The sequence below is a fragment of the Paenibacillus sp. FSL R10-2199 genome (assembly GCF_038000235.1).
Classification (GTDB): Bacteria; Bacillota; Bacilli; order Paenibacillales; family Paenibacillaceae; genus Paenibacillus_AQ; species Paenibacillus_AQ phytohabitans.
This window is the reverse complement of record NZ_JBBOBO010000001.1, coordinates 1,385,681-1,411,946: the sequence shown is the minus strand read 5'-3', so window position 1 is coordinate 1,411,946 and position 26,266 is coordinate 1,385,681. Positions and strand designations below refer to the sequence as shown.

Annotated in this window: 20 protein-coding genes; 6 read left to right on the top strand and 14 right to left on the bottom strand. The window is 52.3% G+C overall.

Annotated elements, in window-relative coordinates:
• Nucleotides 1–67: 67 nt before the first annotated feature.
• The 5 genes from NYE33_RS06215 to NYE33_RS06195 form a co-directional block, all read right to left on the bottom strand.
• Nucleotides 68–2,122, bottom strand: a complete 2,055-nt coding sequence (locus tag NYE33_RS06215) for a methyl-accepting chemotaxis protein (RefSeq protein ID WP_052422141.1) — start codon at nucleotides 2,120–2,122, stop codon at nucleotides 68–70.
• A 203-nt stretch (nucleotides 2,123–2,325) separates the two neighbouring features.
• Nucleotides 2,326–2,721: a Fur family transcriptional regulator gene (locus NYE33_RS06210; RefSeq protein WP_039305505.1), complete on the bottom strand. Its 396-nt coding sequence runs from the start codon at nucleotides 2,719–2,721 to the stop codon at nucleotides 2,326–2,328.
• A gap of 73 nt (nucleotides 2,722–2,794) precedes the next feature.
• Nucleotides 2,795–3,901: a Ger(x)C family spore germination protein gene (locus NYE33_RS06205; protein WP_042140292.1), complete on the bottom strand. Its 1,107-nt coding sequence runs from the start codon at nucleotides 3,899–3,901 to the stop codon at nucleotides 2,795–2,797.
• Entirely contained in the window at nucleotides 3,898–4,995 is a 1,098-nt protein-coding gene (locus NYE33_RS06200; RefSeq protein ID WP_076247606.1) for a GerAB/ArcD/ProY family transporter, read from the bottom strand. The genes NYE33_RS06205 and NYE33_RS06200 overlap by 4 nt, the downstream gene beginning before the upstream one ends.
• A complete protein-coding gene (locus NYE33_RS06195) occupies nucleotides 4,995–6,362 on the bottom strand; it encodes a spore germination protein (RefSeq protein WP_052422142.1) in 1,368 nt (455 codons plus the stop codon). Before NYE33_RS06195 ends, NYE33_RS06200 begins: the two co-directional genes overlap by 1 nt.
• Before the next feature lie 156 nt (nucleotides 6,363–6,518).
• Between NYE33_RS06195 and NYE33_RS06190 the strand changes: the two genes are divergently transcribed.
• The 3 genes from NYE33_RS06190 (at nucleotide 6,519) to NYE33_RS06180 (ending at nucleotide 9,308) form a co-directional block, all read left to right on the top strand.
• Entirely contained in the window at nucleotides 6,519–8,072 is a 1,554-nt protein-coding gene (locus NYE33_RS06190) for an FAD-dependent oxidoreductase (RefSeq protein WP_076247608.1), read from the top strand.
• Nucleotides 8,073–8,235: 163 nt separating this feature from the next.
• Nucleotides 8,236–8,955, top strand: a complete 720-nt coding sequence (locus NYE33_RS06185; RefSeq protein WP_039305517.1) for a 3-ketoacyl-ACP reductase — start codon at nucleotides 8,236–8,238, stop codon at nucleotides 8,953–8,955.
• Nucleotides 8,956–8,996: 41 nt separating this feature from the next.
• A complete protein-coding gene (locus NYE33_RS06180; protein WP_042140295.1) occupies nucleotides 8,997–9,308 on the top strand; it encodes an antibiotic biosynthesis monooxygenase in 312 nt (103 codons plus the stop codon).
• A 97-nt stretch (nucleotides 9,309–9,405) separates the two neighbouring features.
• On the opposite strand, the gene NYE33_RS06175 is transcribed toward NYE33_RS06180, so the two are convergent.
• From NYE33_RS06175 to cidR, 7 genes are all read right to left on the bottom strand, one after another.
• Entirely contained in the window at nucleotides 9,406–11,631 is a 2,226-nt protein-coding gene (locus NYE33_RS06175; RefSeq protein ID WP_341065134.1) for an MMPL family transporter, read from the bottom strand.
• 663 nt (nucleotides 11,632–12,294) lie between these two features.
• Nucleotides 12,295–14,199: an ABC transporter ATP-binding protein gene (locus NYE33_RS06170; protein ID WP_076247616.1), complete on the bottom strand. Its 1,905-nt coding sequence runs from the start codon at nucleotides 14,197–14,199 to the stop codon at nucleotides 12,295–12,297.
• Complete coding sequence (locus NYE33_RS06165; protein WP_445669774.1) at nucleotides 14,196–15,965, bottom strand: ABC transporter ATP-binding protein; 1,770 nt, start codon at nucleotides 15,963–15,965, stop codon at nucleotides 14,196–14,198. The genes NYE33_RS06170 and NYE33_RS06165 overlap by 4 nt, the downstream gene beginning before the upstream one ends.
• Complete coding sequence (locus NYE33_RS06160; protein ID WP_052422143.1) at nucleotides 15,949–16,335, bottom strand: MarR family winged helix-turn-helix transcriptional regulator; 387 nt, start codon at nucleotides 16,333–16,335, stop codon at nucleotides 15,949–15,951. The genes NYE33_RS06165 and NYE33_RS06160 overlap by 17 nt, the downstream gene beginning before the upstream one ends.
• Nucleotides 16,336–16,681: 346 nt before the next feature.
• Complete coding sequence (locus tag NYE33_RS06155) at nucleotides 16,682–18,088, bottom strand: hypothetical protein (protein WP_052422144.1); 1,407 nt, start codon at nucleotides 18,086–18,088, stop codon at nucleotides 16,682–16,684.
• 141 nt (nucleotides 18,089–18,229) lie between these two features.
• Entirely contained in the window at nucleotides 18,230–18,514 is a 285-nt protein-coding gene (locus NYE33_RS06150) for an aspartyl-phosphate phosphatase Spo0E family protein (RefSeq protein WP_076247620.1), read from the bottom strand.
• 89 nt (nucleotides 18,515–18,603) lie between these two features.
• Nucleotides 18,604–19,491, bottom strand: a complete 888-nt coding sequence (gene cidR / locus NYE33_RS06145) for a cidABC operon transcriptional activator CidR (protein ID WP_076247622.1) — start codon at nucleotides 19,489–19,491, stop codon at nucleotides 18,604–18,606.
• Between the two features lie 111 nt (nucleotides 19,492–19,602).
• On the opposite strand from cidR, the gene NYE33_RS06140 reads away from it, so the two are divergent.
• Nucleotides 19,603–19,974, top strand: coding sequence for a CidA/LrgA family protein (locus tag NYE33_RS06140; protein WP_039305543.1), 372 nt, complete (start codon nucleotides 19,603–19,605; stop codon nucleotides 19,972–19,974).
• Nucleotides 19,971–20,654 carry a CidB/LrgB family autolysis modulator gene (locus NYE33_RS06135; protein ID WP_083705701.1) on the top strand — a complete coding sequence of 228 codons (684 nt, stop codon included), beginning with the start codon at nucleotides 19,971–19,973 and terminating at the stop codon, nucleotides 20,652–20,654. Before NYE33_RS06140 ends, NYE33_RS06135 begins: the two co-directional genes overlap by 4 nt.
• Before the next feature lie 84 nt (nucleotides 20,655–20,738).
• On the opposite strand, the gene NYE33_RS06130 is transcribed toward NYE33_RS06135, so the two are convergent.
• Both NYE33_RS06130 and NYE33_RS06125 read right to left on the bottom strand, forming a co-directional pair.
• A complete protein-coding gene (locus tag NYE33_RS06130) occupies nucleotides 20,739–21,707 on the bottom strand; it encodes a Gfo/Idh/MocA family protein (protein WP_042140302.1) in 969 nt (322 codons plus the stop codon).
• Between the two features lie 51 nt (nucleotides 21,708–21,758).
• Nucleotides 21,759–24,071: an ATP-dependent DNA helicase gene (locus NYE33_RS06125; RefSeq protein ID WP_341068606.1), complete on the bottom strand. Its 2,313-nt coding sequence runs from the start codon at nucleotides 24,069–24,071 to the stop codon at nucleotides 21,759–21,761.
• A gap of 252 nt (nucleotides 24,072–24,323) precedes the next feature.
• Between NYE33_RS06125 and NYE33_RS06120 the strand changes: the two genes are divergently transcribed.
• Nucleotides 24,324–26,216 (top strand): LTA synthase family protein, encoded by a 1,893-nt coding sequence (locus NYE33_RS06120; RefSeq protein WP_341065132.1) that lies wholly within the window; start codon nucleotides 24,324–24,326, stop codon nucleotides 26,214–26,216.
• Nucleotides 26,217–26,266 lie beyond the last annotated feature (50 nt).

Below are 26,266 nucleotides of genomic sequence, written 5' to 3'. Positions count from 1 at the left end.
CATATTATTGCTTATCAGTATACTTGCAAAAGGAGGTAAAAGGGAAGACCGCCGCGCACTTTCTGCTTCAGGAATTCCGCTGGTCTCCGGAACTACCGCTACTCTGCCGGACGGTATCCGCTGCACCCGGAGCCTGATTTCCCGGATATAATTTGAATTTGCCGACCAGCCGCTGCAGTTCATCGGCAAGATGGCTCAGATCTGCCGAGGAAGAAGCGATCTCTTCCACCGATGCCAGCTGCTGCTGGGCAGCAGCAGAGATGGTTTCGGTATTGCCTGCCGCCTCCTGGGTAATCCCTCGGATCTCTCCGATGGCCTTCTCCATACTATCCGCTTCTGCCGTCAGCGTATGCACTGCCCCATTCATCGCTTCAATCTTCTCCGCCGCCCCTTTAACCGCCCTGCGGATTCGTGAGAAGGAGCGTCCGGTCGTATCGACCGCCATAATACCTTCGGATACCCGGTTCTTCGCATACTCCATGGTAGCTGTAGCCTGGATCATCTCCGCATTAATGGAAGTAATCTGTTCGGAGATCATTCTTGCCGACTTCTCTGATTCTTCAGCCAGCTTGCGCACCTCTGAGGCGACAACCGCGAAACCGCGGCCCTGCTCGCCTGCTCTGGCCGCTTCAATGGAAGCATTCAGCGCCAGCAGATTGGTCTGCCGCGAGATCCCGGTAATTACACCGACAATCCCCTGGATCTGTCCGGTCCGCTCATTAAGCTTATCAATGACCCCGCCCAGCTCCTCTACCGTTTCATGAATCCCGTTGATCTTATCGACTACGCTGATTACAGATTCATTCCCCTCTGAAGCGGAGAGCGAGGTCTTGTCCATCATCGCCGATACCTGCTCCATGAATCCGGAAATATGCTCTACCTCGCTTGTAGTGGCAGCCGTACTTATCATTCCTTTATTGACACTGTTAACCTGGCGCTCTGTTCCGGCAGCTACCTCCTGGATCGCTATCGTAACATGCTCTATCGCTTTGGTAGTCTGCTCAGCCCCCGCTGTCAGTTCCTCGGCGGATGAGGAGACATTGTCGGTCATCTCCTGTACACCGGTAATCATCTGCCGCAGATTGCCGACCATCAGGCGGAAATTCTCAGCCAGCAGGCCAATCTCATCTCTGCGGAAGTCCCCGATATCCTGTGACAGGTCGCCCCCGGCGATTAGCTCTGTCGCTCTGCGCAGCCGCATCAGCGGCTTCAGGATCGACGAGACATTGAAGTAGATAAGCACCAGCGCCAGCAATACAGAAACAGAGATTACAATTAATACCGTCTCCCGGATATCACTTGTCGCACGGGTAATCTCATTCTTGCTGATGGTCCCCCCGATTCTCCAGCCCGTCAGCTCATTCACCATGAAGGTCATCTTCTTGGAGGAATCCTTATAGTCATAATCGAAGCTGCCGCTCTCACTTTCGAACATTTGCTTCACGAAATCAAGTGAGGACTCCTCGCCAATAGCTTCGGTCGGGTGAACCAGGAATTTCTTGCTGCTGTCGATAATCAGAATATAACCTTCCTCGCCTACCTTGATATCTGTCAGATCGGCCAGCGAAGACAGGTTCAGATCCAGACCCACTACCCCGTTCCCGCCTTCCAGCACTGCTGAAATGGCAATAGCCGACTCATTATTTACCGTCTGGAATACCGGTGAGATCACAATCCCGCTGCCATGCTTAAGCGCATTGATATAAGCGTTCTCCTTGCGCGGGTCATAGCCGTCCGGCAGCTGGATATCAGCCGCACGGATGCCCTTGCCTTTACTGGTTCCGGCATAAATATCAAGCACATCGGAATGCAGTTTGGCATACTCCTTAAGTCTGGCCTCCAGTGCAGGCGCCCCCGCCCCCGCCGCTTCATTGTTAATAGAATCCGCCGTGAGCTGCGCAGCGAAGTAGTTAATATCATCAATTTTGGATTGAATGTTTGCATCGATAATTTCGTTAACCGCCACTACACTTTCCGTGGCATTTTGGGTGAGCTGCTCCCCGACTTTACTGCTGGCCGATTGATAGGTCTGCCAGCCTATAATGATGCTGGGTACAAGCAAAACAAGCAAATATGTAAGAATTAGCTTCGTGCGGATGGTCAGACGCGCCTTTTTATTCATATGATGGGCTCACTCTCTCTTTCTTTATGGGTCTTAAGCACGATAAATCTGCAGCCTCAATATATAATTAAATATCGCCCCTGGAAATCCTCTTTTCTCCGGGAATTCATTATAATTCTCCTATATTGCTTAATAATTTTCATATATACACAGCAAAAAACCGTTTTTATGAAAACGGTCTTTTGTTATATTTATTCTTTTTTCTAGTGCGAATTCTTATTCCGGCAGGCTGGACATACGCCTCCAAATACAACATGTGTATGGGTGATGGAATAACCCGTATCCTCCGCTACCGTATCAATCCACGCCTGCGGAACCTGACTCATCACTTCATCCACTGCGCCGCAGATTTCACAGATAATATGCTGATGGTCGTCCAGACGGGCATCATATCTGCTGGCCGCCTCTCCGAGCTTCAGTTCACGGATCATTTGTTTATCCGAAAGATACCGCAGCGAATTATAGACAGTCCCATAGGCCAGGTTATGCCCCTGCTCTACAAGACGGTTCATTACTTCTGCAGCAGTAGGATGGTCATGGGAATTACGGACGATATCATACACGGCCTGACGTTGAGAGGTTAAGTTCAGCGTTCTCATCTTTATCATCCTCTAACTTGTTTTTAGATCAAGTATAAGTCCTAGTGCCGGAAGCGTCAATCCGGGCAGGACTCTATTTGATCATTCCCGAGTATTTCACATCCACATCCGTCTTAACCTGAAATTTCAGCCGGGGATAGAGCCTCTCCCATACCGCCATTTCTGTGTCATTATTCCAGTGCCGGGCCCCGTAATGCAGCCCCCAGCCCATAGGGTCCATCCCGCTGTCCCGGATTCTGATCAGCAATGCTGTAACTGCCTTGCTGAGTTCCGCTGCTCCTGACTCCCCGATCTCCTTCAGCATGTGGTGAGTTACCATATCCTCAGTACTATTTTCCTCCAGAATTGCCCGGATCTTAATGTTGTACCGGATGTACGGGTTATCCTCCTGCTGCGTCACAATCCGGTAGCTGGAGGAGCTGCTCTCTGTATAGTACTGGTACATCCCGCCGCCTATGTGAGCCGGAAAATTCGTCCGCAGATTGGACCGGGACAGCAGATTGAACAGTCTGGTCTCGTCAGGCGTGAGAACAAGCTTGATTTTATTCTTATCCAGCAAGGCAATCTTATCGATTAGGAACTGCTCTTCCCCCTGCGCTTCAATAATAGGCAGAATTGGATCGATACCATTCTCATAAATACTCCGCATCAGCTGATAGGAGAACACTCTGGAGATAAAGGGCGACTCTGTGCCTTGTCCGTTCATCGCCAGAATCAGCGAGTTGGACGGGATTCGCTCGGACGGCGGCTTCACCTGCAGTACTTCCAGCGCCCCCGGCCTTCCGATGGCAAAATTCAGGATCAGCTGGATATCTCTGCGCCGCACCGCCCAGTCCATCACATGCCTGATGTCTTTGGCAGCGATTTGTTCACCCAGGATCAGCGACTTGCAGTGGACATAGTCCAGCTCCTTCTCCACTTTGGACTTCATTCTGCGCAGTGCCTCGGAGATACTCTCCGATTCTTCGGTAAGGATCTGCATCTTCTCATCGATCTTGGTAACATCCCCTTGCGGGATTGCCAGCTTCAGGCTCACCTTGAATGTTCCTTCCACCTTGCCGGGATCGATCCCGATGGCGACCACAAATATTCTCCGGTCGATATCTTTGAAATTGCAGCCTGTCACTGTCATGCACATCAGCAACAGCAGAAGGCAGACTGCACTCCTTTTTGTTCTCATCCCCTCCGCCTCCTTACAATCCAGTAGCACCAGAACAGCAGGAGAATCAGCAGCAGCTCCCCGTACCAGCGGATATGCAGCAGGAATACCCCAAGCAAATTAAGGTCGTATTGATCCATACGCATAAGGGCGAAGGCTCCGGCAGCAAACAGGACCAGGATAACGATCTCCTGACGCAGTTTTTTCTTAGGCTTCTTAGCCGTGGAGGGCAACAGACTGAGCAGCAGCTCTTTGCCGACATGCCACTGGATAATGGCGCTGACCAGAGATAATGTAATGTAGGCGAAATAGAAGATATACAGCATGCGTTCGATCAAGAAGGCTTCGATGCGGATGCTGTCTGCCGTTGTAAACCACGTATACACATGCCGATCAACGCCAACGGTCCCGTGATATCCGATCGGCACAAAAAAGCATATGGCAAGCACCAGAAAACCTTCCAGACTTAGAATCCATATATGCCTCAGCTTCAGTCCATGAAATACCCGGTTGAATACCGCCAGATTGATATAACCGCTGAAGGTAAATGTTGCGGCCGCAATACTGTTCATATCCGGGGCATGCAGAGAGTGAGTCATCACCTGTAGCACGGCATCCCAGCTGAAATCCGGGTTAATAATCGCCTTGACTGTTGTATACAGAATTAAAGGCAGGGTAATCCCCAGCGTAAGCTCCAGTCCGTAGAGCAATGACAGCGAGTCTATCCGGGAACACAGGCAGACAACGGCCAGGAAGCCGAGTAATATTGCATACGGCCCTGTATCCGGGCTGATAAAACGCAGCGTAATGTCCACAAAGGACAGCAGGATCAGCGCCCCGGCCATATACCAGAGAACCGCATATACAAAAATCAGCGGAGCAGCCAGCTGCTTCGGCAAGGCCGACCCGAAGATTTCCGGCAGTCCCTGTCCGGGGAATTTATTGATGACTTTGGTGAACAGGTAGATAAACAGGGTGCCCGTAACCACCGCAACCAGAATGGAGGACTGCGCCCCGTCAAAGCGGGCATCGATCAGCTCCCGGGGGGCGAAATTAATGATGTTGATCAGGGTATTCATGAGAAAAAGACAATAGAAATAGCGGCTCTTAGCCATCACTCCCCACCGCTTTTCTTCCTCAGGGCCGTTCCCAGCGTATCGAGGAAAAACATCTTGAAATACGGCTGGCCGAAGCTGCGCTGGCTGCATAAATACATGGTGAAGCCCACCAGGCAGATGACAACACCGACAAGACCGAGCACTGCCGCAGCTATGACGAAGAAATATTTCAGCACACGGATGGAGAAGCTCATCATATTCAGCGGAATCAGGAAATTGGATATCGCCACAACGGAAACCAGAATAATCATAATGTTACCGATCAGTCCCGCCGCAGTAGCGGCTTGGCCCAGAATCAGACCGCCAACCGTAGTGGCCGTCGGACCAATAGCCCGGGGCAGCCGCAAGCTCGCTTCGGTCAGAAATTCCATCATGATCATCATAAGAATGACCTCGACAAAAGAAGGATAAGGCACCGTAGCACGGCTTCCCCCAATCAGCAGGGCAATCTGCACGCGCACAATCTCCGGATTATAGGAGGTGAAAGCAATGTACAGGGCAGGCAGCCACAGCGTCATGGCCACACCGAGAATGCGCAGCAGCTTTAAGAAACGTCCAACAAAGGGAAGATGGATTTTATCATCCATAGCTGTGAAGAAATCATTGAAAATAGACGGGAGCACAATCGCGTATCCGGTAGTGTCCAGCATTACAGCGACCTTGCCTTCAGCCAAATTGAACACCACCCGGTCCGGGCGCTCCGTAACAATCGTTTTGGGGAAAATGCGCAGCTTGTCGCTGCTGATATATTTCTCCAGCTCACCGGCAGCCTGCAGAACATCCAGCTTAAGAGAGTCCAGCTTCTCTTTTAATTCGGCCAGGACATTGTGATTCACTCTGCTCTCGTCATAGAGTATAGCCACCTTGGTCTTGGACACGTTGCCGATGATGGTGAACTCCATCTTCAGTGACGAGGACTGATAACGCCGCCGGATCAGGTTCAGATTAACCGCCAGACTCTCGCCCAGCGCATCTGACGGGCCTTGGCTGATACTCTCGGTTATCGTTTCTTTAACGCCGCTAACCTCAGCCTTGAGCGCATCGAAGAAGCAGAACCGGCCAGCCTGGCCTATACAGGCATAACCGCTAAGCAGAAGGTCCAGCGCGCGCTTCCCCTCTGTAACCTCCTCACTTCCGGGGTAATCCGCAATGTAGCTGTAGTAAGCTGCCGGATCGCCCATCTCGTAGAACGGCGCAACCACATTCCGGCTGATGGTCTGTCCATCCGTAACACTCTTGATATACAGCAGGCTGACCTCTCCAGAGGGAACGGCCATGATCTTGTCCTCAAGGTCACCGAAGCCGCTCAGCTGTTCCCTGATCCATTCGAGGGTCACTCCCTGCTTATGCATTTGTCCTGACATGGATCTTTCTCCCTCCAGGCCCGAATTTCCGGGGACTTCCCCTTATTTTGGCACTGTCGCCCTCTTTTCATGCACCTTCAGCCGGGCTAAGGCGTTTCTTTTACCGGAAGTGTGGTAATAAATGAAATGAATAATGACTAATGGAGGGATCAACTCATGAATTCACAGGATCACCGCTCGCAAGGTCTTCCGCAATTTCCGGAATCATTATGGAGGGGCAGCACGGAGCTGCCCTCTTTTCCGGAGCTTGCGGAAGATCATGTCACAGATGTAGCTATTGTCGGAGCAGGCATTACCGGCATTACGACAGCTTATTTACTGTCCAAGGCCGGGTATAAGGTCTCTCTGCTCGAAGCCGGAGAGATCCTCGGCGGCACCACCGGCTTCACCAGCGCCAAGATCACCGCCCAGCACGGAATGATCTACAGTGATCTGCTGAAGCACTTTGGGGAAGAACAGGCCCGGCTCTATTTCCAGTCAAACAGTGAAGCGCTGGAATGGATGATCGCTACGGCTGAAGAACTGGGGCTGTCCTGCGGGTTGACGCGGGAAGCTGCGTATCTGTATGCCGATATGGGAGATGAGAAGACGCTCAAGCAGCTGGCTGCTGAATTCGAGGCCTACCGCAAGCTTGGACTGCCCGGAGAATGGCTGGACCAGGTTTCGCTGCCACTGAGAGCCGGCGGTGCGATCAGGCTGCCCGGACAAGCCCGTTTTCATCCGCTGGAGTACCTGAAAGGGCTGCTGCAGGTCGTGCTGGACAACGGCGGCACGGTATACGAGCATACGATGATCGGCGAAAAGGTCGATACGGACGGGCATCTCACTCTCTATACCGAAGGGGAGAAGTTCAAAATTAAATGCCGCCATGCCGTGTCCGCCTCCCATTTTCCATTCTATGATGGAGGCTCCCTCTATTTCTCGCGGCTGCACGCGGAGCGGTCCTATTGTCTGGCTATTGAGCCGGAAGCAGATTATGAGGGCGGCATGTACCTGAGTGCCAGTGAACCTACCCGCTCGCTGCGCGCGGTGGAATGGGACGGGCGGAAACTGGTTATCGTCGGCGGTAATAACCACAAGACCGGACAGGGCATCTGCACCTTCGGCCACTATGAGAATCTGGAGAAGTTTGCGGGAGAATTGCTCGGCATCCGCAGCATTCCCTTCCGCTGGTCGGCGCAGGATCTGATTACCCTGGACCGGGTCCCCTACATCGGCAAGCGGGCGGAGGATGAAGAAGTCTATATTGCCACAGGCTTCGCCAAGTGGGGCATGACCAGCGGAACGCTGGCTGCACGCATGATTGCAGATGGAATTATGGGAAGCAGCAACCCTTATAAGGAGCTGTACGATCCGACACGCTTCAAGGCTAATCCGGGCATCAAAAATTTCATCGTGCAGAACTTCTCGGTCGCCAAAGAGCTTGTAGCCGGAAAAGTGGAGATTATCCATAAAAAAACAGACGAGCTTGCGCCGGACGAAGGGGCCGTTGTTTTCCATGACGGCAAACGGGTTGGCGGCTACCGCGACCCTGAGGGCAAGCTGCATCTCGTGGACAGAACCTGCACACATATGGGCTGTGAATGCGAGTGGAATGACGGGGAACGCTCCTGGGATTGCCCGTGCCACGGCTCCCGCTTCTCTTATGAGGGCGATGTGCTCGAAGGACCGGCCACAGTGCCGCTTAAGAACCTCACAGCCAAGCAGTGAGCCTGCTTCCTATACAGCAGTGTACAGAGACATTCAATTAGAATGAACTGTCTTGTCCCTCTCCGCCTGTCCCGGCGTGATTGTCTCTGTCCGCTCAGGTATAATAGCCTTATGTTCATCCAATATATAGAATTTCCTATCTTAAGGAGCGTGACGACAGGTTATGGATTTAAGAGGAACCAGTATTGTAATTACAGGTGCAGGTAAAGGCATCGGCAAAGCACTCGCGATGGCACTCGCTAAAGAAGGCGCCAACCTGGGGCTTATCTCCAGAACTTCAGCAGATCTGGAGGCACTGAAATCGGCATTGACTGAGGTATATGACATCAAGGTCAGCATTGCTGTAGCTGATATCGCGGTGCGTGAAGAAGCAGAGCGGGCTGTTGTCGCCCTGCAGAATGACCTTGGCCCGTTCGACGCGCTTATCAACAATGCCGGGATTGCCCAGTTTGGCACTTTCCTGGAGATGGACCCCGCTGACTGGGAGCGCCATATGCAGATCAATCTGTTCGGCACTTATTATGTAACCCGTGCGGCACTGCCTGCTATGATTGAGCGTTCCAGCGGCAACATCATTAATATCTCTTCTACAGCAGGAGAACGCGGCTTCGCTACAGGCTCAGCCTATTGTGCTTCCAAGTTTGCTCTGATGGGTATGACGGAAGCGCTGGCGATGGAGGTCCGCAAGCATAATATCCGTGTCGTGGCACTGACCCCCAGCACCGTCAACACAGGTCTGGCCACCGGTGCCGGCTTGAAGATCGGCGATGAAGACCGGATGATGCAGCCCGAGGATGTGGCCGAGCTGACGCTCGCTGCCCTGAAGCTTCCAGACCGCGTCTTCCTGAAGACCGCTGGCATCTGGACGACCAATCCGCAATAACTAAGGCAGATTTCACCCACACCCTATGAGGAGGACTTGGCATGCTGGTAGTCACCAACACGATTAAGATCAAAGAAGGACATGGGGAAGCACTCGCCTCGCGTTTCGGCGCAGACAATGGAGTGCAGAGCATGCCCGGATTTATCCGCATGGAGGTCTGGCAGGGCGCGCCCAAAGAAGGCGTGGAGGAACTGAAGATCTGTACTGTCTGGGAGAGCGAGGAAGCGCTGAGCGGCTGGACGTCCAGCCCCGCCTTCCGCGATTCGCACCGCGGGGCCGGCCGGAATGAAGCCATTATCGGCGCCTCACTCGACAAGTATGAGCTGGTACTCAGCCGAACTTCCGGTAACTGAATCTAGCCGTTATACGCATATACACAACAGGGATGCCCCGCAGCCTTTAAGGCTTGACGGGGCATCCCTGTTGTTGCTTCTGTAGTTCACAACCCGGTTATTCGCGGCCTGCTGCCGGAGACTCGCTCATGTCCTGATGCTTGCCCGGCCAGAAGGCCCGGCGGCCCAGAAGCACGGTGATGGCCGGAACCAGGAACGGCCGGACCACGAAGGTATCGAGCAGCACACCAATCGCGGTGATGATGCCGAATTGCACCAGCACCTGAATCGGCAGACTCGCCAATACGGCGAAGGTACCAGCCAGAATGAGTCCGGCGGAGGTGATTACCGATCCGGTTTCGTTCACACCTTCGGCGATGGCCTGCTTCAGCGGCATAGTTTTACGCTTTTTCCAGATATTCGAGATCATGAAGATGTTATAATCCTCGCCCAGCGCTACCAGGAAGACGAAGGAGTAGAGCGGAATTGCGCCTTGAATCGCATCTGCACCGAGCAGATAATGAATAATAATCCAGCCCAGGCCGAGTGCCGAGAAGAAGGAGAGAATTACTGTAGCCACCAGATAAATGGTCGCCACTACAGATCGGAGATAGATCAGCAGCAGCACTGTAATCATCCCGATAACCACCGGTATAATCAGATCGGTATCCCGTTCACCGAGCTCCTTGGTATCATGCTGGGTAGCGGTCTGTCCGCTAATCCATACCTTATCCTGCGCGTTCTCTATTCCCGACTCCGCCAGAGCCTGCTCTACAGTAGCCTGAAGTGCCGGAATGTGATTCATCGCCTCGATGGAATACGGATTAGCCTTGAATTCAATATCATATGCAGTGATGTTCTTATTGACGGCCCCCTGCTGCGGATCAGACACTACGTCCACATAGGACAGGCCTCCCAGGATGACCTTCAGATCCTCTCCGCCGCTCAGGCCCTCTGTATCCACCATCAGCTTAGCCGGCGCCAGCTCTCCGGGAGAGAACTGCTTGCCGATCAGGTCGAACCCTTCACGCGATTCCATATCTTTCGGGAAGGAGGACAGGATATCATAGGTGAATTTAATTCCGCTGGAGAACGAGGCCAGAATGCCCAATACCACCACGGTTACTCCCACGATCGCCCATGGCCGGGAAATGACAAGATACCCGATTCCTTTTTGGGACGAACGCTTCGGCTGCGGTACCGGCTTCCCCTTGGCCTTGGCCCGCTCAATCTCCATTTGCGGAGTGCGCGGAACAAACGGGAAGAACGAGGTTCGCCCGAAGATAGCCAATAGTGCCGGAACCAGCGTCAGACTGGCAATCCCCATAATCAGAATGGAGACACTGAACGGAACCGCAAAGCGTTGGTACGCCCCGTATTTGGCCAGCAGCAGCGCGAAGAGCGCAAGGACAACTGTGAATCCGCTCATGGCGATCGCTCCGGAGGAATGGGTGATTGCACTCAGCAGTGCACGTCCCTTGTTCTCCTCAACCTTCAGCATCTGGCGGAACCGGGAAATCATAAACAGGCAGTAGTCTGTCCCCGCCCCGAAGAGCAGCACCGTCATAATAGATACGGCCTGCGAATCCACCGTAATCCAGCCTTCCTCTGCCATCTTGCCAAGCAGCGGACTAGTCACGCCATAAGCAAAGCCGACGCCAATGAGCGGTATCAATGCCAGAATCGGCGATCGGTAGATCAGGAGCAGGAAGACCAGCACCAGAATTACCGTTGCAATCAGCAGTGAAACGTCGGCATTCTTGAACAGGCCTGTGGCATCTACCGATATCCCGACAGGGCCGGTAACCCGCAGGCTTAAGTCGCCGCTGTCTTGCTTCACTACAGAAGGGTCTGTGCCTGTTTCAGTACTCACCAGCTTCTTCATCTCAGTCAGCGATTCCCCGAGCTGGTCACTGTCTGCCTTCTTGTCAAACAGCACCGGTGTGACGAGTGTGCTTCTGTCCTCCGACAGTGAAGCCTGCAGCGCCTGCGGCGGCAGCTGACCAAGCGGCGGAACGAAGTTCTGATGCGCGAGCGGCTGCTGTTCAAGCTTGGAGTATACAGCAGTTATATGTAAGAGATCATCCTCTGATAATCCGCCTTCACGATGCCATACCAGCAAGGCCGGTACACCGCTTCCGGCAGGGAATTCTGCCTCTGCAAGGGCTGCTGCGCGGACAGATTGCGAATCCTCCGGCAGGTTGGGCGCGTTATTGACAACCTGCGAGTTCACCGAAGGCCAGATCATAGTCAAAGCCCCTACAACTGCAATCCACACCAGAAGGGTAATCCATTTTGTTTTGCCTCCTGCTACCCATTTACCGTAGCCTGACATTCCTTTCATCCTCTCTCCCATCCGCAAGCCTAAAATGAGCCGCGGGTCATTTTTACTATCCTTATCATATATACCCTAAAAATTTTAAGCAAACCTTTTTTCTAAAATAATAGATAGTTAGAGTTACAGTGGCCGACATTGCCTCAAGAACCCCCTGATTCATAGTGTCTATGACGGGTGAACTCCGTTGTCTTTATTTCTATTATTATCTGGAAACTAGTATATGATACCAAAGGAAAATAGATGGCTCTACTTAAGCCGCGCGGCATGATTCTGCCCGAAATGTTGCACAGAGTACAACTTTGCTCCTTAGATAAATGCGTACACAGGTGAATTATTGTATGATATACAACAATTACCACGTTATGTTACTTCAAAGACGGGAAATGTTGCCTTTTGTACAACAATTTTGATTTTAGGCTGATTTACCGGGGGGATTGTTGTATTTTATGCAGGATTTTTAAGCGAATAGTCCTTTACCGCCACCTAATTCCAGCTCAACTGACCGTATATAGTAAAAGCCCCGGCGTTCACGCAGACTGCCTGCAGTGAACGCCGGGGCTATGAGCTAAGCTGAGGGATACAGCCGATTGTTAAAATACATCTTCACAGTACATTTTAGAGCAGATGTTTGGAGTAAATCTCTACAGTTTACCCGCGGTCATATACCGTTTAGCCCACGTCCGGCAGATCATCCCCGGAAAACTGGCTGTTGTAGAGGTCGGCGTAGAAGCCGCCTGCTTCAAGCAGCTCCAGATGGGTGCCCTTCTCAATCACGCTGCCCTGATTCATAACCAGAATCAGATCCGCATCACGGATGGTGGACAGGCGGTGAGCGATAACGAAGCTGGTTCTGCCGTTCATCAGCGTATTCATAGCCTTCTGGATCTGCACCTCCGTGCGGGTATCGACGCTGCTGGTGGCTTCATCCAGAATCAGGATTGAAGGATCGGCCAGGATTGCCCGGGCAATAGTAAGCAGCTGCTTTTGCCCTTGGGAGATGTTCGAGGCTTCCTCGTTCAGGATCGTGTTATAGCCCAGCGGCAGCGTACGGATGAAGTGGTCGGCATGTGCAGCCTTGGCTGCCCGGACCACATCAGCCTCCGTAGCACCTTCCCGGCCGTAAGCGATATTGTCACGGATGGTGCCGTTGAACAGCCAGGTATCCTGGAGCACCATACCGAATTTGCTGCGCAGCTCGCTGCGCTTCATATTGGTGATGTTGACACCATCGATCACAATCTCCCCGCCGCTGATCTCATAGAAGCGCATCAGCAGGTTGATCAGGGTCGTTTTGCCGGCTCCGGTCGGACCTACAATGGCAATAGTCTGTCCCGGGCTGACCTCGATATTCATGTCTTCAATGAGGATAGCATCCTCTTTATAGCCGAACTTCACGTGGCGGAATTCCACGGAGCCCTCTTCTGCATCCGCTGGACGCTTCGCAAGTGAAGTCCCCACCTCAGGAACTTCCTCTTCTTCATCCAGCAGTTCAAATACACGTTCCGCCGAAGCGATGGTGGACTGGATGATGTTGGCGATATTGGCTGTCTGCGTAATCGGCATAGTGAATTGGCGCGAATACTGGATGAAGGCCTGGATATCCCCGACATCAATCGCTTTTTTGGTTACGAAGATCCCGCCGACCACACAGACGAGCACATAACCAAGGTTCCCGATAAACATCATCAGCGGCATAATAATCCCGGAGATAAACTGGGATCTCCAGCCGGAATTGTACAGGTCATCATTAATTTTGTTGAAGTCCTTCAAAGAGTTCTTCTCGCGTCCGAACGCTTTGATAATACGGTGTCCGGTATACATTTCCTCAACATGACCGTTCAGCTGTCCCAGCGACTTCTGCTGGCCGATGAAATAGGTCTGTGAGCGTTTGGTGATCAGCATAATGACCACGAAGCTCAGCGGCAGCGTTACTATGGTAATCAACGTCAGCCACGGGCTGATGGTAAGCATCATTACGATGACACCAATAATCGTCACAATGGACGTAATAAGCTGGGTCAAGCTCTGCTGCAGGGTAGTACTGATATTGTCTACATCATTGGTCGCCCGGCTTAATATTTCCCCGTGCGTCCGGGAATCGAAATACTTCAGCGGCAGCCGTTCAAGCTTGCTGTTGATCTGCTCACGCATATCATATACGACCTTCTGCGCCACACCGGCCATTACATACTGCTGTATATAACTGAACAGTGAGCTTAACAGATACAGTCCGGCCAGGAGAATCAGGATATCATTAATATAGCCAAAATCAATCTCCGCTCCAGGTACACCCATCAGCTTGCCATAGGCGCCTTCAAACAATTTGGTGGTAGCTCTACCCATTACTTTAGGGCTGAAAATGCTGAATATGGTACTGGCAATCGCCATCACAAACACAATAATCAGCTGAACCTGGCGCGGGCGCAAATACCGGGTCAGGCGCCGCAGCGTTCCCTTGAAGTCCTTGGCTTTCTCAGCCGGCATCCTCATGCCCGGACCGCCGGGTCCTCCGCCCGGTCCGAAGCCGCCACCTGAACGCCGGGGCGGTTTCATGTCTCTATTCTGCTCACTCATGCTATTTCCTCCTCTGACAACTGCGAGGATACGATCTCGCGGTACACCTCATTGTTATCCAGCAGCTCACGGTGTGTGCCCATTCCGACAATTTCACCGTCATCCAGTACGATAATCCGGTCTGCATCCATAACCGTACTTACACGCTGTGCGACAATAAGGACTGTAGATTCTGTAGTCTCCCCCTTCAGGGCAGCACGCAGCTTGGCATCGGTCTTGAAGTCAAGCGCCGAGAAGCTGTCATCAAACAGATACACTTCCGGTTTCCGTACCAGTGCACGGGCAATGGACAAACGCTGCTTCTGGCCGCCGGAGACATTACCTCCGCCCTGGGAGATTTCCGAATTGAAGCCGTCCTTCATAGCGGTTACGAAATCATAGGCCTGGGCCACCTTGGCGGCATGAAGGATTTCATCCTCCGTAGCGTCTTCCTTCCCGTAACGGATATTCTCGTTAATGGTACCGGTGAACAGCACGGCTTTTTGCGGGATATAGCCAATCTTGCTCCGCAGATCCTCCTGCGTCATCTGGCGTACATCCACTCCATCGACGCGGATCGCACCTTCAATAGCATCATAGAATCTTGGAATCATGCTTAGCAGCGTTGATTTCCCTGACCCGGTTCCGCCGATAATAGCTGTAATCTCGCCGGGGCGTGCACTGAAGGTAATTCCGGACAGCGCAGGCTGTTCAGCCCCCGGGTAAGAGAAGGATACATTGTCGAACTCCACAAAACCGCGCATTCCGTCACGGCCGTCCGCATGGGTAGCTGTAGCCGTAGTCTTCAGGTCTGCGGTTGTCGGATCCGTAATTTCAGGCTGCATATCGAGGACTTCATTGATACGCAGTGCAGAGGCAGAGGCTCTTGGAATCAGGACAAACATCATCGAAACCATGATGAGGGAGAACATAATCTGCATTGCATATTGAATGAAGGCCATTAGTGAACCTACCTGGAGATCGCCGTCGCCAATCCGGATTCCACCATAATAGAGGATAGCGATCATGGAGAAGTTCATCACGATCATCATCAGCGGCATCAGTCCGGCCATAACCTTATTCACTTTGATTGCAGTATCCGTCAGATCTGCATTGGCCAGACTAAACCGCTTATTCTCATGCTCAATCCGGTTGAACGAGCGGATTACGCGGATACCGGTCAGATGCTCACGCAGCACAAGGTTTAATTTATCCAGCTTGATCTGGATGGCTTTAAACAGCGGAAGCCCCTTCATTCCAATGAAGAAGATCGCTCCAACCAGCAGCGGAATGACCACTACAAAGATCAGCGAGAGCTTGGCATCCTCGGACACCGCCATAATGATCCCGCCGATCATCATCATCGGAGCACCAATCATCATGCGAAGCATCATAGTTAATACGGTCTGGACTTGTGTAATATCGTTGGTGGTACGTGTAATTAATGATGCCGTACCCAGCTTGTCGAATTCATGCAGCGTGAAGTTCTCGACATGGTTGAACATCCGTGACCGGGTGTTCTTACCGAAGCCGGCTGCAACCTTAGCCGACAGATAGCTGGCAATAATGGAGCAGACTGCACCGCCGGCCGCTACCAGCAGCATGAAGCCGCCGATTCTCCAGATATAAGGCTGATCGCCATCTACAATCCCCTTATCAATAATGTCACTCATCAGGGTCGGGAGATACAAATCCCCCATGGACTGCAGGAATACGAGAATCAGTACTGCGGCTATTGCCAATCGGAAGGGTCTCAAATGCTTTAGTAATTTAATCAAGTTTCTCATCTCCGTTCATTTGTAACCGGTCTAGATTAGGCGGAGGATTGTCTTTCATGAAGGCATGTACTTTAAGCAGCAGCTCTGCCAGCTGGTCAGACTCTTCCTCACCCAGATACTCCACCATTTTGTTAAGCGTGGTGTCCATGTGCTTCTTGGCCTTGCGGGTAATAATTTTCCCCTGTTCCGTCAACTTGATGCGTACCACTCTCCGGTCGGAGGCGTCGGCTTGCCGTTCCACCATCTGCTTAGCCTCCAGACTGTTGATCAGCTGGGTGACCGTGGGCGGAGTCAGCCCCAGAAAGCGGCTGATTTCAGAAACCTTGAGTCCTACATCAGATGAATGGGACGCCCGTGCAATACATATCAATAAAGTCATCTCACTTGGCTTATGACCCTCCACGGAATGATGCAGGTGGCCTTTGCGCAGCTTCCGGAGTGCGGAGAAAAGCTTGTGTCCGACTGAATTTTCATCTTCTCTATTTATCCCAATGTTCCCACCTCTTTTTTAGTTAGGTATACAAATAATTAAATACTATATTAATTAGGCTACCTAATTATATTTTCCGGGCAAACCTTTGTCAATTCCTGAATACGCTATCAATTATTACAGATTGAAGAACGCAGGTAGATAGATGTTTGTACTTTTTTTCACATAACCACGTACAAAAGCTCCCTCAGCACGGATGGCCGGGGAGTAATCCTTAGATAAAGTAATGATAAAGCTAAATAACGCCAAAACGCTGGCTCTCATGATCAGTAACTTCTTCACGCTGTCTTACCTCCCGCAGCAGCTCCCTGTAAGCGGTCTGCTGGGTGTCGGAGGAAGCATCTCTGTTCAATTCGAACAGCGTCACACAATTAATGAAGTCCTTTCCGCTATTCAGCCTGACGGTTAACCGCAGACATTGAATAATATAGTCAATTCCCTTGGAGTACTGTTTACGGGAGATATAATACATGGCGATTTGGTAATAAAGACGGTACACACGGTCCACATTAATCGGGTCCTGAAATTGTTCAAACCGCAGCATTTCCCTGGAAAAGCGTGACAGCACAGCGTCTGCAGAGAATCCGAAACGGTTGGCCGACTCCAGGATAATGACCATACCGGATAGGATCTCACCGGGATGCTCTGCCAAAAAAGCTATATATGCCGGCAGCACCGAAGTATTGCCCATTAATATCTCAAGAGTAAAGCCATTGGCTACAGCAAACAGCCGGAAGCTATCCACGGCACTGCGCCCTTCATCATCCAGCAGCTCAAACCATCCCAGATCCGCATAACCGGCGGTGTATTTCTTGGCCTGCTCATATTCTCCCCGCTTAGTAAGCGCCGAAGCCTTCAATAGATAACCATGGCCATAATAGACTACCAGCGGGCGTTCCGCCTGGAAAGCCTCCACCCGTTTCCCCTTGCTTCTGCGCAGCTCCTCACGGTAGATCCCATGGGCTAATGCCCTCAGCTCATCGGCATATTTCTCTACATCCTTCCAGCGGTGCAGGGCAAAGCATACCTTCGCCAGCTTAAGCAGCCCGTCGAGCTGCATGTCCTCGGGAAGCAGACCGCGAAACGGCTCGAAGCGGATTACCGCGCGCAGCTTCTGTTCCATATCCACATCAGGAGTAGACTGCAGGGATTTGAAAATACGGTACTGGCTGATGGCCAGCCGTTCTGAGTAGCTATCCGGCTCATTCTCTACAATAAGCCTGTAGAACACGACCGACTCCTGTGTCTTGCCGCTGCAGAACAGCCTCTCCGCAACCGTATAGACGATATCCAGCGGCCTAGGGTATTCCATAATTCTGCTCAACACTTCATCAATACACTGCTGCTTGCCAATTTCTGCACACCGGACCAAAAAAGGCTCCACACGGCGCCGGGAAATTCTGTCCTCACTAAAGCACTCTTCCACATATAGCGGATACAGCCAGCCCTCCGGGAATCCGAATGCCCGGGTCATCGCATCCATTTGTCCCAGAGAAATCGGCTTGGGCGGATTGCCATGAAGGATCGCACTGAGACTACCGCGGTTGAGTCCGGATATTTTGGCAAATGAGGCAAGATTATGGCCCGAGCGGGACAAATTTTTCTCAATTTCCGTTCGTAGCGTTGTCAGTTTCGCCTCCACCCGGCACCTCCTCAAGGATTCACTTGTAACCCTTCTATTTATTGCCATTATAGGTGATGACTATTGAAAGCACAACAAAATGGCCCCACATCGTGAGACCTCAACATCCAGACGCTAACTGGAGTTATTGTATAATTTAGACTACTGCTGCAAGGCTGCTTTATTTCTGATCCGCTGGTTTTTGGTGTTCTTGATGTACCCTGCTGCCCCGTTCTTGCGGCTGCGCAGACTCTCCATCATCAGATTCTGGGCCAGGACAATATATCCGTCCAGCCGCTGGCTGAGTTCCAGAACCGCATGATCACTCAGACTCCGCTCCTGAGCCACTTCCAGCAATTCACTTCTTAAGTTTTCTATAGTAAGAAAAAGCTCATCTTCTCTATAATCCCTGCTCTGGTTATGGGGAGAATTCTGGTAAAGGTTCACGGTTACTCACCTTCTCTCTATCAACTTCTCCCTTATCATAATTCATGATGCCAAAAAACATATTTTGAAAAAAAAGAAAAAAATGTCGTTTACAGTTCCCCGAGCACTTTCATCGCGAAGGCGATCCACTCCCGCGCCGCGAAGGACAGATAACGGTCTCTGCGCCAGATCATCCCCAGCTGCCAGGGAATCACAGGCTCGGTCAGGGGGATGACAGCGATCCGTGAACGGTCCATATCCCGGCATATGGTCTCCGGCAGCAGCGCAATGCCCATTCCGGCAGCTACCATCCGGCTGATCAGATCCCACTGAGAGCTCTCATAGACCACCTTGGGCTGGAAGCCTACTTTGACACATTCCGATATAATCCGGTCATGCAGGGCGAAGTCCTCCCGGAACAGCACGAATTCCTCTTCTGCCAGCTCTTTCAGCGGCACATTCTGCGCCCCGTCCAGACGGTGTCCTGCGGGAACCAGCAATTGCAGCTTCTCCTCCACAAAGGTGAAGCAGTGAAACTTGGCTCTGTTGACAGGCAGGACAATCGCCCCGATATCAAGCAGGCCGGACTCCACATCATCCTCTACCTTTTTGGCACCGTCTTCATGCAGCCTTATCGTCACTTCCGGGTAACGTCGGTGAAATTCCCCGATGACAGCAGGGAAGAAACTGGCTCCTACCATAGGAGGCAGCCCAATGCGGATATGCCCCTGCTTCAAATTGCGCAGACTGTCCAGCTCTGAGGAGAGGCTCGTGAAGGATTCCACAATATTCTGCGCCTTAACCAGCAGAAGCTCGCCGGCATCGGTCAGACGGATGCTTTTGCCCTCCCGGTAAAATAGATCCGCCCCCAGTTCAATCTCCAGATTGCGGATCATCTTGCTGATCGTGGGCTGGGTAATGTACAGCGATTCCGCCGCCCTGGAGAAGCTGTTCAGCCTGGCCGCCTGCACGAAATACTCCAGCTGTCTGATGTCCATAACGATAACCTCCATGTATAGATGAAAGGAATGTGAGATATTCAATCTATTCATTGTACCTATGAAAGAAAAGGTTGTAAACTTTCAGTAAGACGAAAGGAAGTAATCGCTATGAAAAAGATCGCCTTAGGCTTACTGCAGGTTGCCGGACTTACCGTCTTCTCCCTGCTGGTGAATACGTTAACCTCATTTCTGCATATTCCGCTTCCCGGAAGCATTATCGGGATGATTCTCTTATTTCTGCTGCTGGAGTCCGGTGTGATCCGGCTGAACTGGGTAGAGGTTGGCGCCTCGTGGCTGCTTGCCGAGCTGCTGCTCTTCTTCATCCCTTCCGCTATAGGTGTTATGAAATACTCGAAGCTGCTCGAGGCAGACGGTCTGCAGGTGCTGGCGGTTGTACTCGTGGGTACGTTTGCTGTAATGGCCGGCTCCGGGGTACTCACAGGTGCTATTTATAGAATAAAGGAGCGTAGAAGCTCATGATAACCGGATTATTATTTCTTGGACTCACCATCGCTGTCTACCTCCTGGCCAAACGCATCTATGCCTCCAGCGGCAAAATGTACACTTCACCGCTGATTATTACACCGCTGCTGATCATCGCCTTCCTGCTGATGACGGGCAGCTCCTATGAATCTTACAATGCGGGAGGCAAATGGCTATCGGACCTGCTTCAGCCGGCGACTATCGCCTTTGCGATCCCACTCCATAAAAACTTCAGGGTACTCAAAAAGCACGCCGCCGAAATTGCGGCAGGCGTGCTGTCAGGAACGGTTATTGCCGTGATCTCATCCATGCTGCTGGCCAAATGGCTGCATCTTAGCGGTGATCTGGCAACCAGTCTGGTGCCTCGCTCGGTGACCACACCGATCGCCATGAGCATCTCGCAAAGCATCGGCGGCGTTCCCAGCATTACAGCGGTCTTCGTCATTCTGACCGGTGTACTGGGAACGATGATGGGACCGTCCGTGCTCCGCCTTTTCCGCATTGACAATGAAATTGCGCGCGGGGTATCGCTGGGAACCGCAGCGCATGGTACAGGCACGTCCAAAGCCTTCGAGCTGAGTTCGCTGACCGGCACCATCTCCAGTATCGCGATGATTCTGACGGCGCTGTTCTCTATCGGGCTTGCGCCGGCACTAATCGCGGTTTTCCTCCACTAGGCCGTCCCGGCTTGGGCCATAGACCGGCTGCACACGGCGAAAGCCATGCTGCCGGTCTTTTTTCTACATAGTAACCGTACAAGCCTACAGCTTCACCGGCACTCCGCTCTGTGCGGAATCATAAGCTGCGCAGGTCACCTTCAAGGTCTTATATCCGTCCTCATAATCGCTGAGAATGCGGGAACGGTCTCCGGTCCGCACAGCATGCAGGAATGCTTCGCTCTCCACCGCATAGGGGTTACCAGTGTTCTTGAATTCCTTGCTGTCCCCGCTGCGGACTTCCAGCAGACGTTCCGGGTTCCAGTCGAGCATTCCGTTATCATTATAGAAGCTGATGCCCGCTTTACCCACTTCCCCTGGCAGCACACAGGTGTTGGAGATGCTGGCAATGATGCCGCTCTCCAGCTTCAGGGACACTGTACCCACATCGGACACAGTCACCCCTTCATGCTTCTCGTGCATAATCCGGTTGCCGAACATCCCATAGACTTCGGTTACCTCACCAGCCAGGTAACGCAGCAGGTCGACGATATGCGTAGTCTGCTCCGTGAATTGTCCGCCGGACTGCTCCTGGTTGCGCCACCAGGCCACGCCCGGCATCCCGCCCATCCATTCTCCGACGATCATCCCTACCTTGTCCGAACTTAGCGATTGCTTCAGCCGCTGGATGTTCTCCTGATACCGGAAATGATAGCCGACGGAAGTCAGCAGCTGATGCTCCTTAATATCCTGCAGCAGGCTGGCCGGAATGGCCGTGCTTGAGCCCAGCGGCTTCTCGACAAAGAAAGGGATATCTCTTCGGATCAGCGACCGTTCAATCGCCCCGTGTGACTGTGGAGGCACGCAGATATAGACGGCATCCAGCTTGTGCGCATCCAGCATCTCGATGATATCCCCATAGCCCTCGGCTCCGTAAGGACGGGCCATGTCCTCACCCTTTGACTTGCTGCTGCCGCAGACTGCCTTCAGTGATACATCCTCCATCCCTGCCAGCAAATCCGCATGTACCTTGGAGAACCACCCTGTTCCGACTATTCCGATATTTAGCGTCATGTCCTTACCTCCTGTTGTCTGATGAATGCCTTTTCATTCGATTATACCTGCTTATGCCATGACAAAGTAGTCCCGCCACTCCTCGGGGAGCAGCTGCCGGTAAGAATTCTGGAGAAAGCGGTCATCCGCCAGCACAATAATTCCACTGTCGTTCTCGCTGCGGATCAGCCGGCCCCCTGCCTGCTGCACCTTGCACATGCCCGGGTAGACATAGGCGTAATCGAACCCGTTCTTCCCCTGTGCCTGAAAGTAGCTCCGCAGCAGATTGCGCTCCAGCCCCACCTGCGGCAGGCCGACCCCAACCACCATTACACCATTCAGCCGGTCGCCCGGCAAATCCACCCCTTCGGAGAAAATGCCGCCCAGCACGGCAAAGCCGAGCAGGGTATCCGGATTGTCCGGGCGGAACGCCGCGAGGAAGTTCTCCCGCTCGGTCTCGCTCATCCCGCTGCCCTGCAGCAGGGTAGCGACTTCCGGGTATTTCTCAGTGAACACTTCATATACATTCTTCAAATAGAGATAAGAGGGGAAGAAGACCAGGTAATTGCCTTTCCTGGAGACCATCCCTTTCAGTGCATCGCTAAGCGGCTGTAAGGAGGCGTCCCGGTCATGGTAGCGGGTGGATACCGGAAGCACAGATACCTGCCACTGCTCTTTATGAAAAGGCGAGGACAGGCTCAGGCTGTAGTCCTCCTCATCTGCGCCGATCATATCCCTGTAATACGAGAGCGGCGAGAGTGTCGCCGAGAACAGGATCTGGCTGCGGAAGCTCTTAGCCATCTGCTGCAGCAAATGCGACGGATCGAGATTGAACAGCTTCAGGTACACATCACCGCTGCGCACTTCCGCGTAGGTAATGTAGCGCTCATCATAGGTCTTGAACGTACGAAGCATTCCCTGTACCGCATAGAACGTATCCAGCAGGCTGCCGGCTTCCCCCTCCTCCGCCGGCGGAGTAATCAGCGGGGAAGCATGCAGCAGCTCCAGTTCGGCTTCGGAAGCGAAAAGTTCGAGCAGCTCCGGCAGCTCTGCGGGATACTCCTTCCATTCTCCAGCCCCTTTGTCCCCGCAGCTCTTACGCAGCGCAATGAAGAAGGCATTTACGGCTTTCGCGGTGCTGCTTAGCCGCGGATTCACCGTTTTGTATTGCCGCTGAAGTCCCAGGAACGGCGCCTTGGTAAGCGAGGCGGAGTACATCTCCCGCCCCCGGTCCACCAGATTATGCGCTTCATCCACGAGCAGCACCGTTTTTTTCTTCCGCTCCTCGGACATCCGCTTCAGGCTGATCCGGGGGTCATAGATATAATTATAATCGCAGATGACAATGTCGCAGGCGTAGGCGGCATCCAGGGAGAATTCGAACGGGCAGACCTCATGCTTTCGGGCATAAGCGGCAATGGTCTCGCGCGTCATCAGCGTTTCGTGCTCCAGCATATCGAGCATGGCGGCATTGATCCGGTCATAGTAGCCTTCTGCAAAAGGACAGGAATCCGCACCGCAGCTTCCTTCCTCACGGAAACATGCCTTCTCCTTGGCCGTAAGCGTAATCACATGCAGATGCAGCCCCCGGCTGTTCAGCATCATCACCGCCTCCTGTGCCGCAATCCGTGTAACCGTCTTGGCGGTCAGATAGAAGATGCCGGACACCTTGTCCTCACCAAGTGCCTTGACCGCCGGGAACAGGGTGGACATCGTTTTGCCGATGCCTGTGGGGGCCTGCGCGAAGAGATTGGCCCCCTCTGCAATCGAAGTGTAGACTGCAGCAGCGAAATGACGCTGGCCGGGCCGGTAACCCGAGAACGGAAACGACAAGCTTTGGATGCTCTCTCCCCTCTTCGCCCTGTAGCGGACCATCATTTCAGCATACGGCGCATACTTGGCTACCGTCTCTTCAGCAAAGGCTGTCAGCTCTTCGCGGGTCATTTCCCGGTAAAGGCTATACTGCTCCTCACTTCCCCGCTGCACATAGGTTAACTTAACCTGTATTGCCGGGAGATCCAGATCCTGCGTGAGGATATAGGCATACATGAAAGCCTGCGCCCAGTGTACCTCACGTCCTTCCAAGGCAGAATCCGGCGTTCCGGCAATGGATTTGATCTCCTCCACAGTCAGGCTGCCGTCCCCGGCTGCAAGCAGGCCGTCGCAGCGCCCGTCGATGATGAACAGCAGATCCCCATGCGGAATCTCCGTTTTTAAATACACCTCTTTACGGTCCGCTTCCTTATATTGCTTCTGAATCAGCTGATGGCTGCGCGTACCCTCCACCATAGCCGCACCGCTGCGGAATCCCGGCTCCAGACTGCCGCTGCTGAAGGCATACTCGACCAGTGCCCTCACGGATAAAGCGATTTCTGCATAGCTCATCATGCATCACCTCCATTAATTCCCGGATTTTTCTTTTGGCTCAGACGTCATTTTCGTCCTTTATCACGGATATAAACCTGCCTGAGGGCGTTACCGGCCCTTGGATTCATTCAGGATTGATTTTACGCTTTCCCCAAAGGGTATGCGGCGGTTTCTGATTTTTGACATTCCTTGCCTGGCGCTGCATAATAGGCTTTATTGATAATGGTATTCTTTTGTCCTCATGCCGCTGTTTCCTTCCAGCCGGGAAACATGTTTATTCTTAAGAAAGAAGGCGAAGCTGTGTCATCCGTAACGATAAAACGATGGTTGCTCAAGCCATTTGTGTTCTTCTCAATTATTTTCGTCCTTAAAAGCCTTTTAGCCTGGGGTGTCATTTTTGAAGACCTGCAGTTCTGGAAATCGGTACTGACGGAGATCCCTTTTGTCTGGGCACTTTTCTTCCTGATTGAGCGTTTTGCCTCCAAACGGAAACTCGGATATTACATGACGGTTAATCTGCTGGTTACCGCCATCTTTTTTGCCGCTATTATGTACTTCAAATATTACGGGGTTATTGTCACTTACCATGCGGCAGAGCAGGTGAACCAGGTCACTGCGGTGCGCAACAGCGTATTCTCACTCATGGACCCTTATTATCTGCTGATCTTCACCGACATTATCGTCCTTGGCTTCTACTTCTTCATTAACAAGAACGGACGCAACTACAAGAAGGATAAAATTAACCGCCACAACGGAAGAATGCTGCATGTCGTCCTGTTCGCAGTTTCACTCGGACTCTGCCTGTTCAATATTCTTCCCAACAAAGCAAGCATGAATGAAATTAAGAAGGCCCAGGAAATGGGTATCCTTAATTATGAAGCATATACTATCTTTGCTCAAGATAAACCAGAGCTTGTAAATGCCAGCGAGATTACGCAGGATACCATTAATCAGCTTAAGGGAATCGATCCTTCTGCGGTATCCCCGTATGCCGGGGCTGCCAAGGGCAAGAATCTGATTATTATTCAGCTGGAATCCTTCCAGAACTTCCTGCTCGGTCTGAAGGTGGACGGCCAGGAAATCACACCTAACCTGAACCGCCTGATGGAGGACAGCCTGTATTTCAACAACTTCTATCAGATGGTCGGCCAGGGCAACACTTCAGACGCAGAATTCGTAGTTAATTCGTCCTTCTACATTCCACCGCAAGGCGCAGCTACAATGTCTTATGTGGATAAGGAAGTGCCAAGTCTGCCGCGTCTGCTGCAGGCCAGCGGGTACCAGTCAGCCACCTTCCATACCAATGATGTGGAATTCTGGAACCGCGGCGAGCTGTACAGCTCACTGGGCTGGGATCATTATTACGATCACAAATTCTTCGGGGACGAAGATACCTTCTTCTTCGGCGCTTCCGATGAAGTGCTCTACCGCAAAACTTCAGAGAAGCTGAAGGAAATGAGCGATGAAGGACAGCCGTTCTACGCACAGGTAATTTCAATGTCTGCCCACCATCCGTTCACCATCCCTGCAGAAAAGTATAAAATGAAGCTGCCTGAACGTTATGAAGGTACTTTCGTCGGAGATTATATCCGGTCGCAGAACTATGCCGACTATGCCTTCGGACAATTCGTGGATGAACTGAAGGCGGACGGAATATGGGATAACAGCCTGATTATGGTCTACGGAGACCATATGGGACTGCCTATCTACTCGCTTGATCACGACGACAAGGAATTAATGAAGGAAATCTACGGTTATGATTATGCCTATGCGAATATGCTGAATATTCCGCTGCTCGTTCACGGCAAGGGATTGGCGCCGCAGACACTTGAGCAGGTGGGCGGAGAAGTGGATATTATGCCTACTGCTGCCAGCCTGCTGGGCGTATCGATGGATAACAATATTCATTTCGGCCAGGATTTGCTCAGCCAGTCTTACAATCTGCTGCCTCAGCGGTATTACCTGCCTACCGGTTCGTTTATCGCCAGCTCCGGCCTGCTGATTCCCGGCAACAGCTTTGAGGATAATACACAATATCCGCTTGCGAGCGGCGGTCATACTCCGGCCGGCACCGAGGACGAATATACCCGTGCCTTACGGCTGCGCCAGTTGTCGGACAGCTATGTTACACAGCTGCCGGACAAAGAACCGGCTGAAGAATAGTTCTGAGACTGTCGTAGAATATACAGAAATAAGCCAGCCTCCCGAAATTA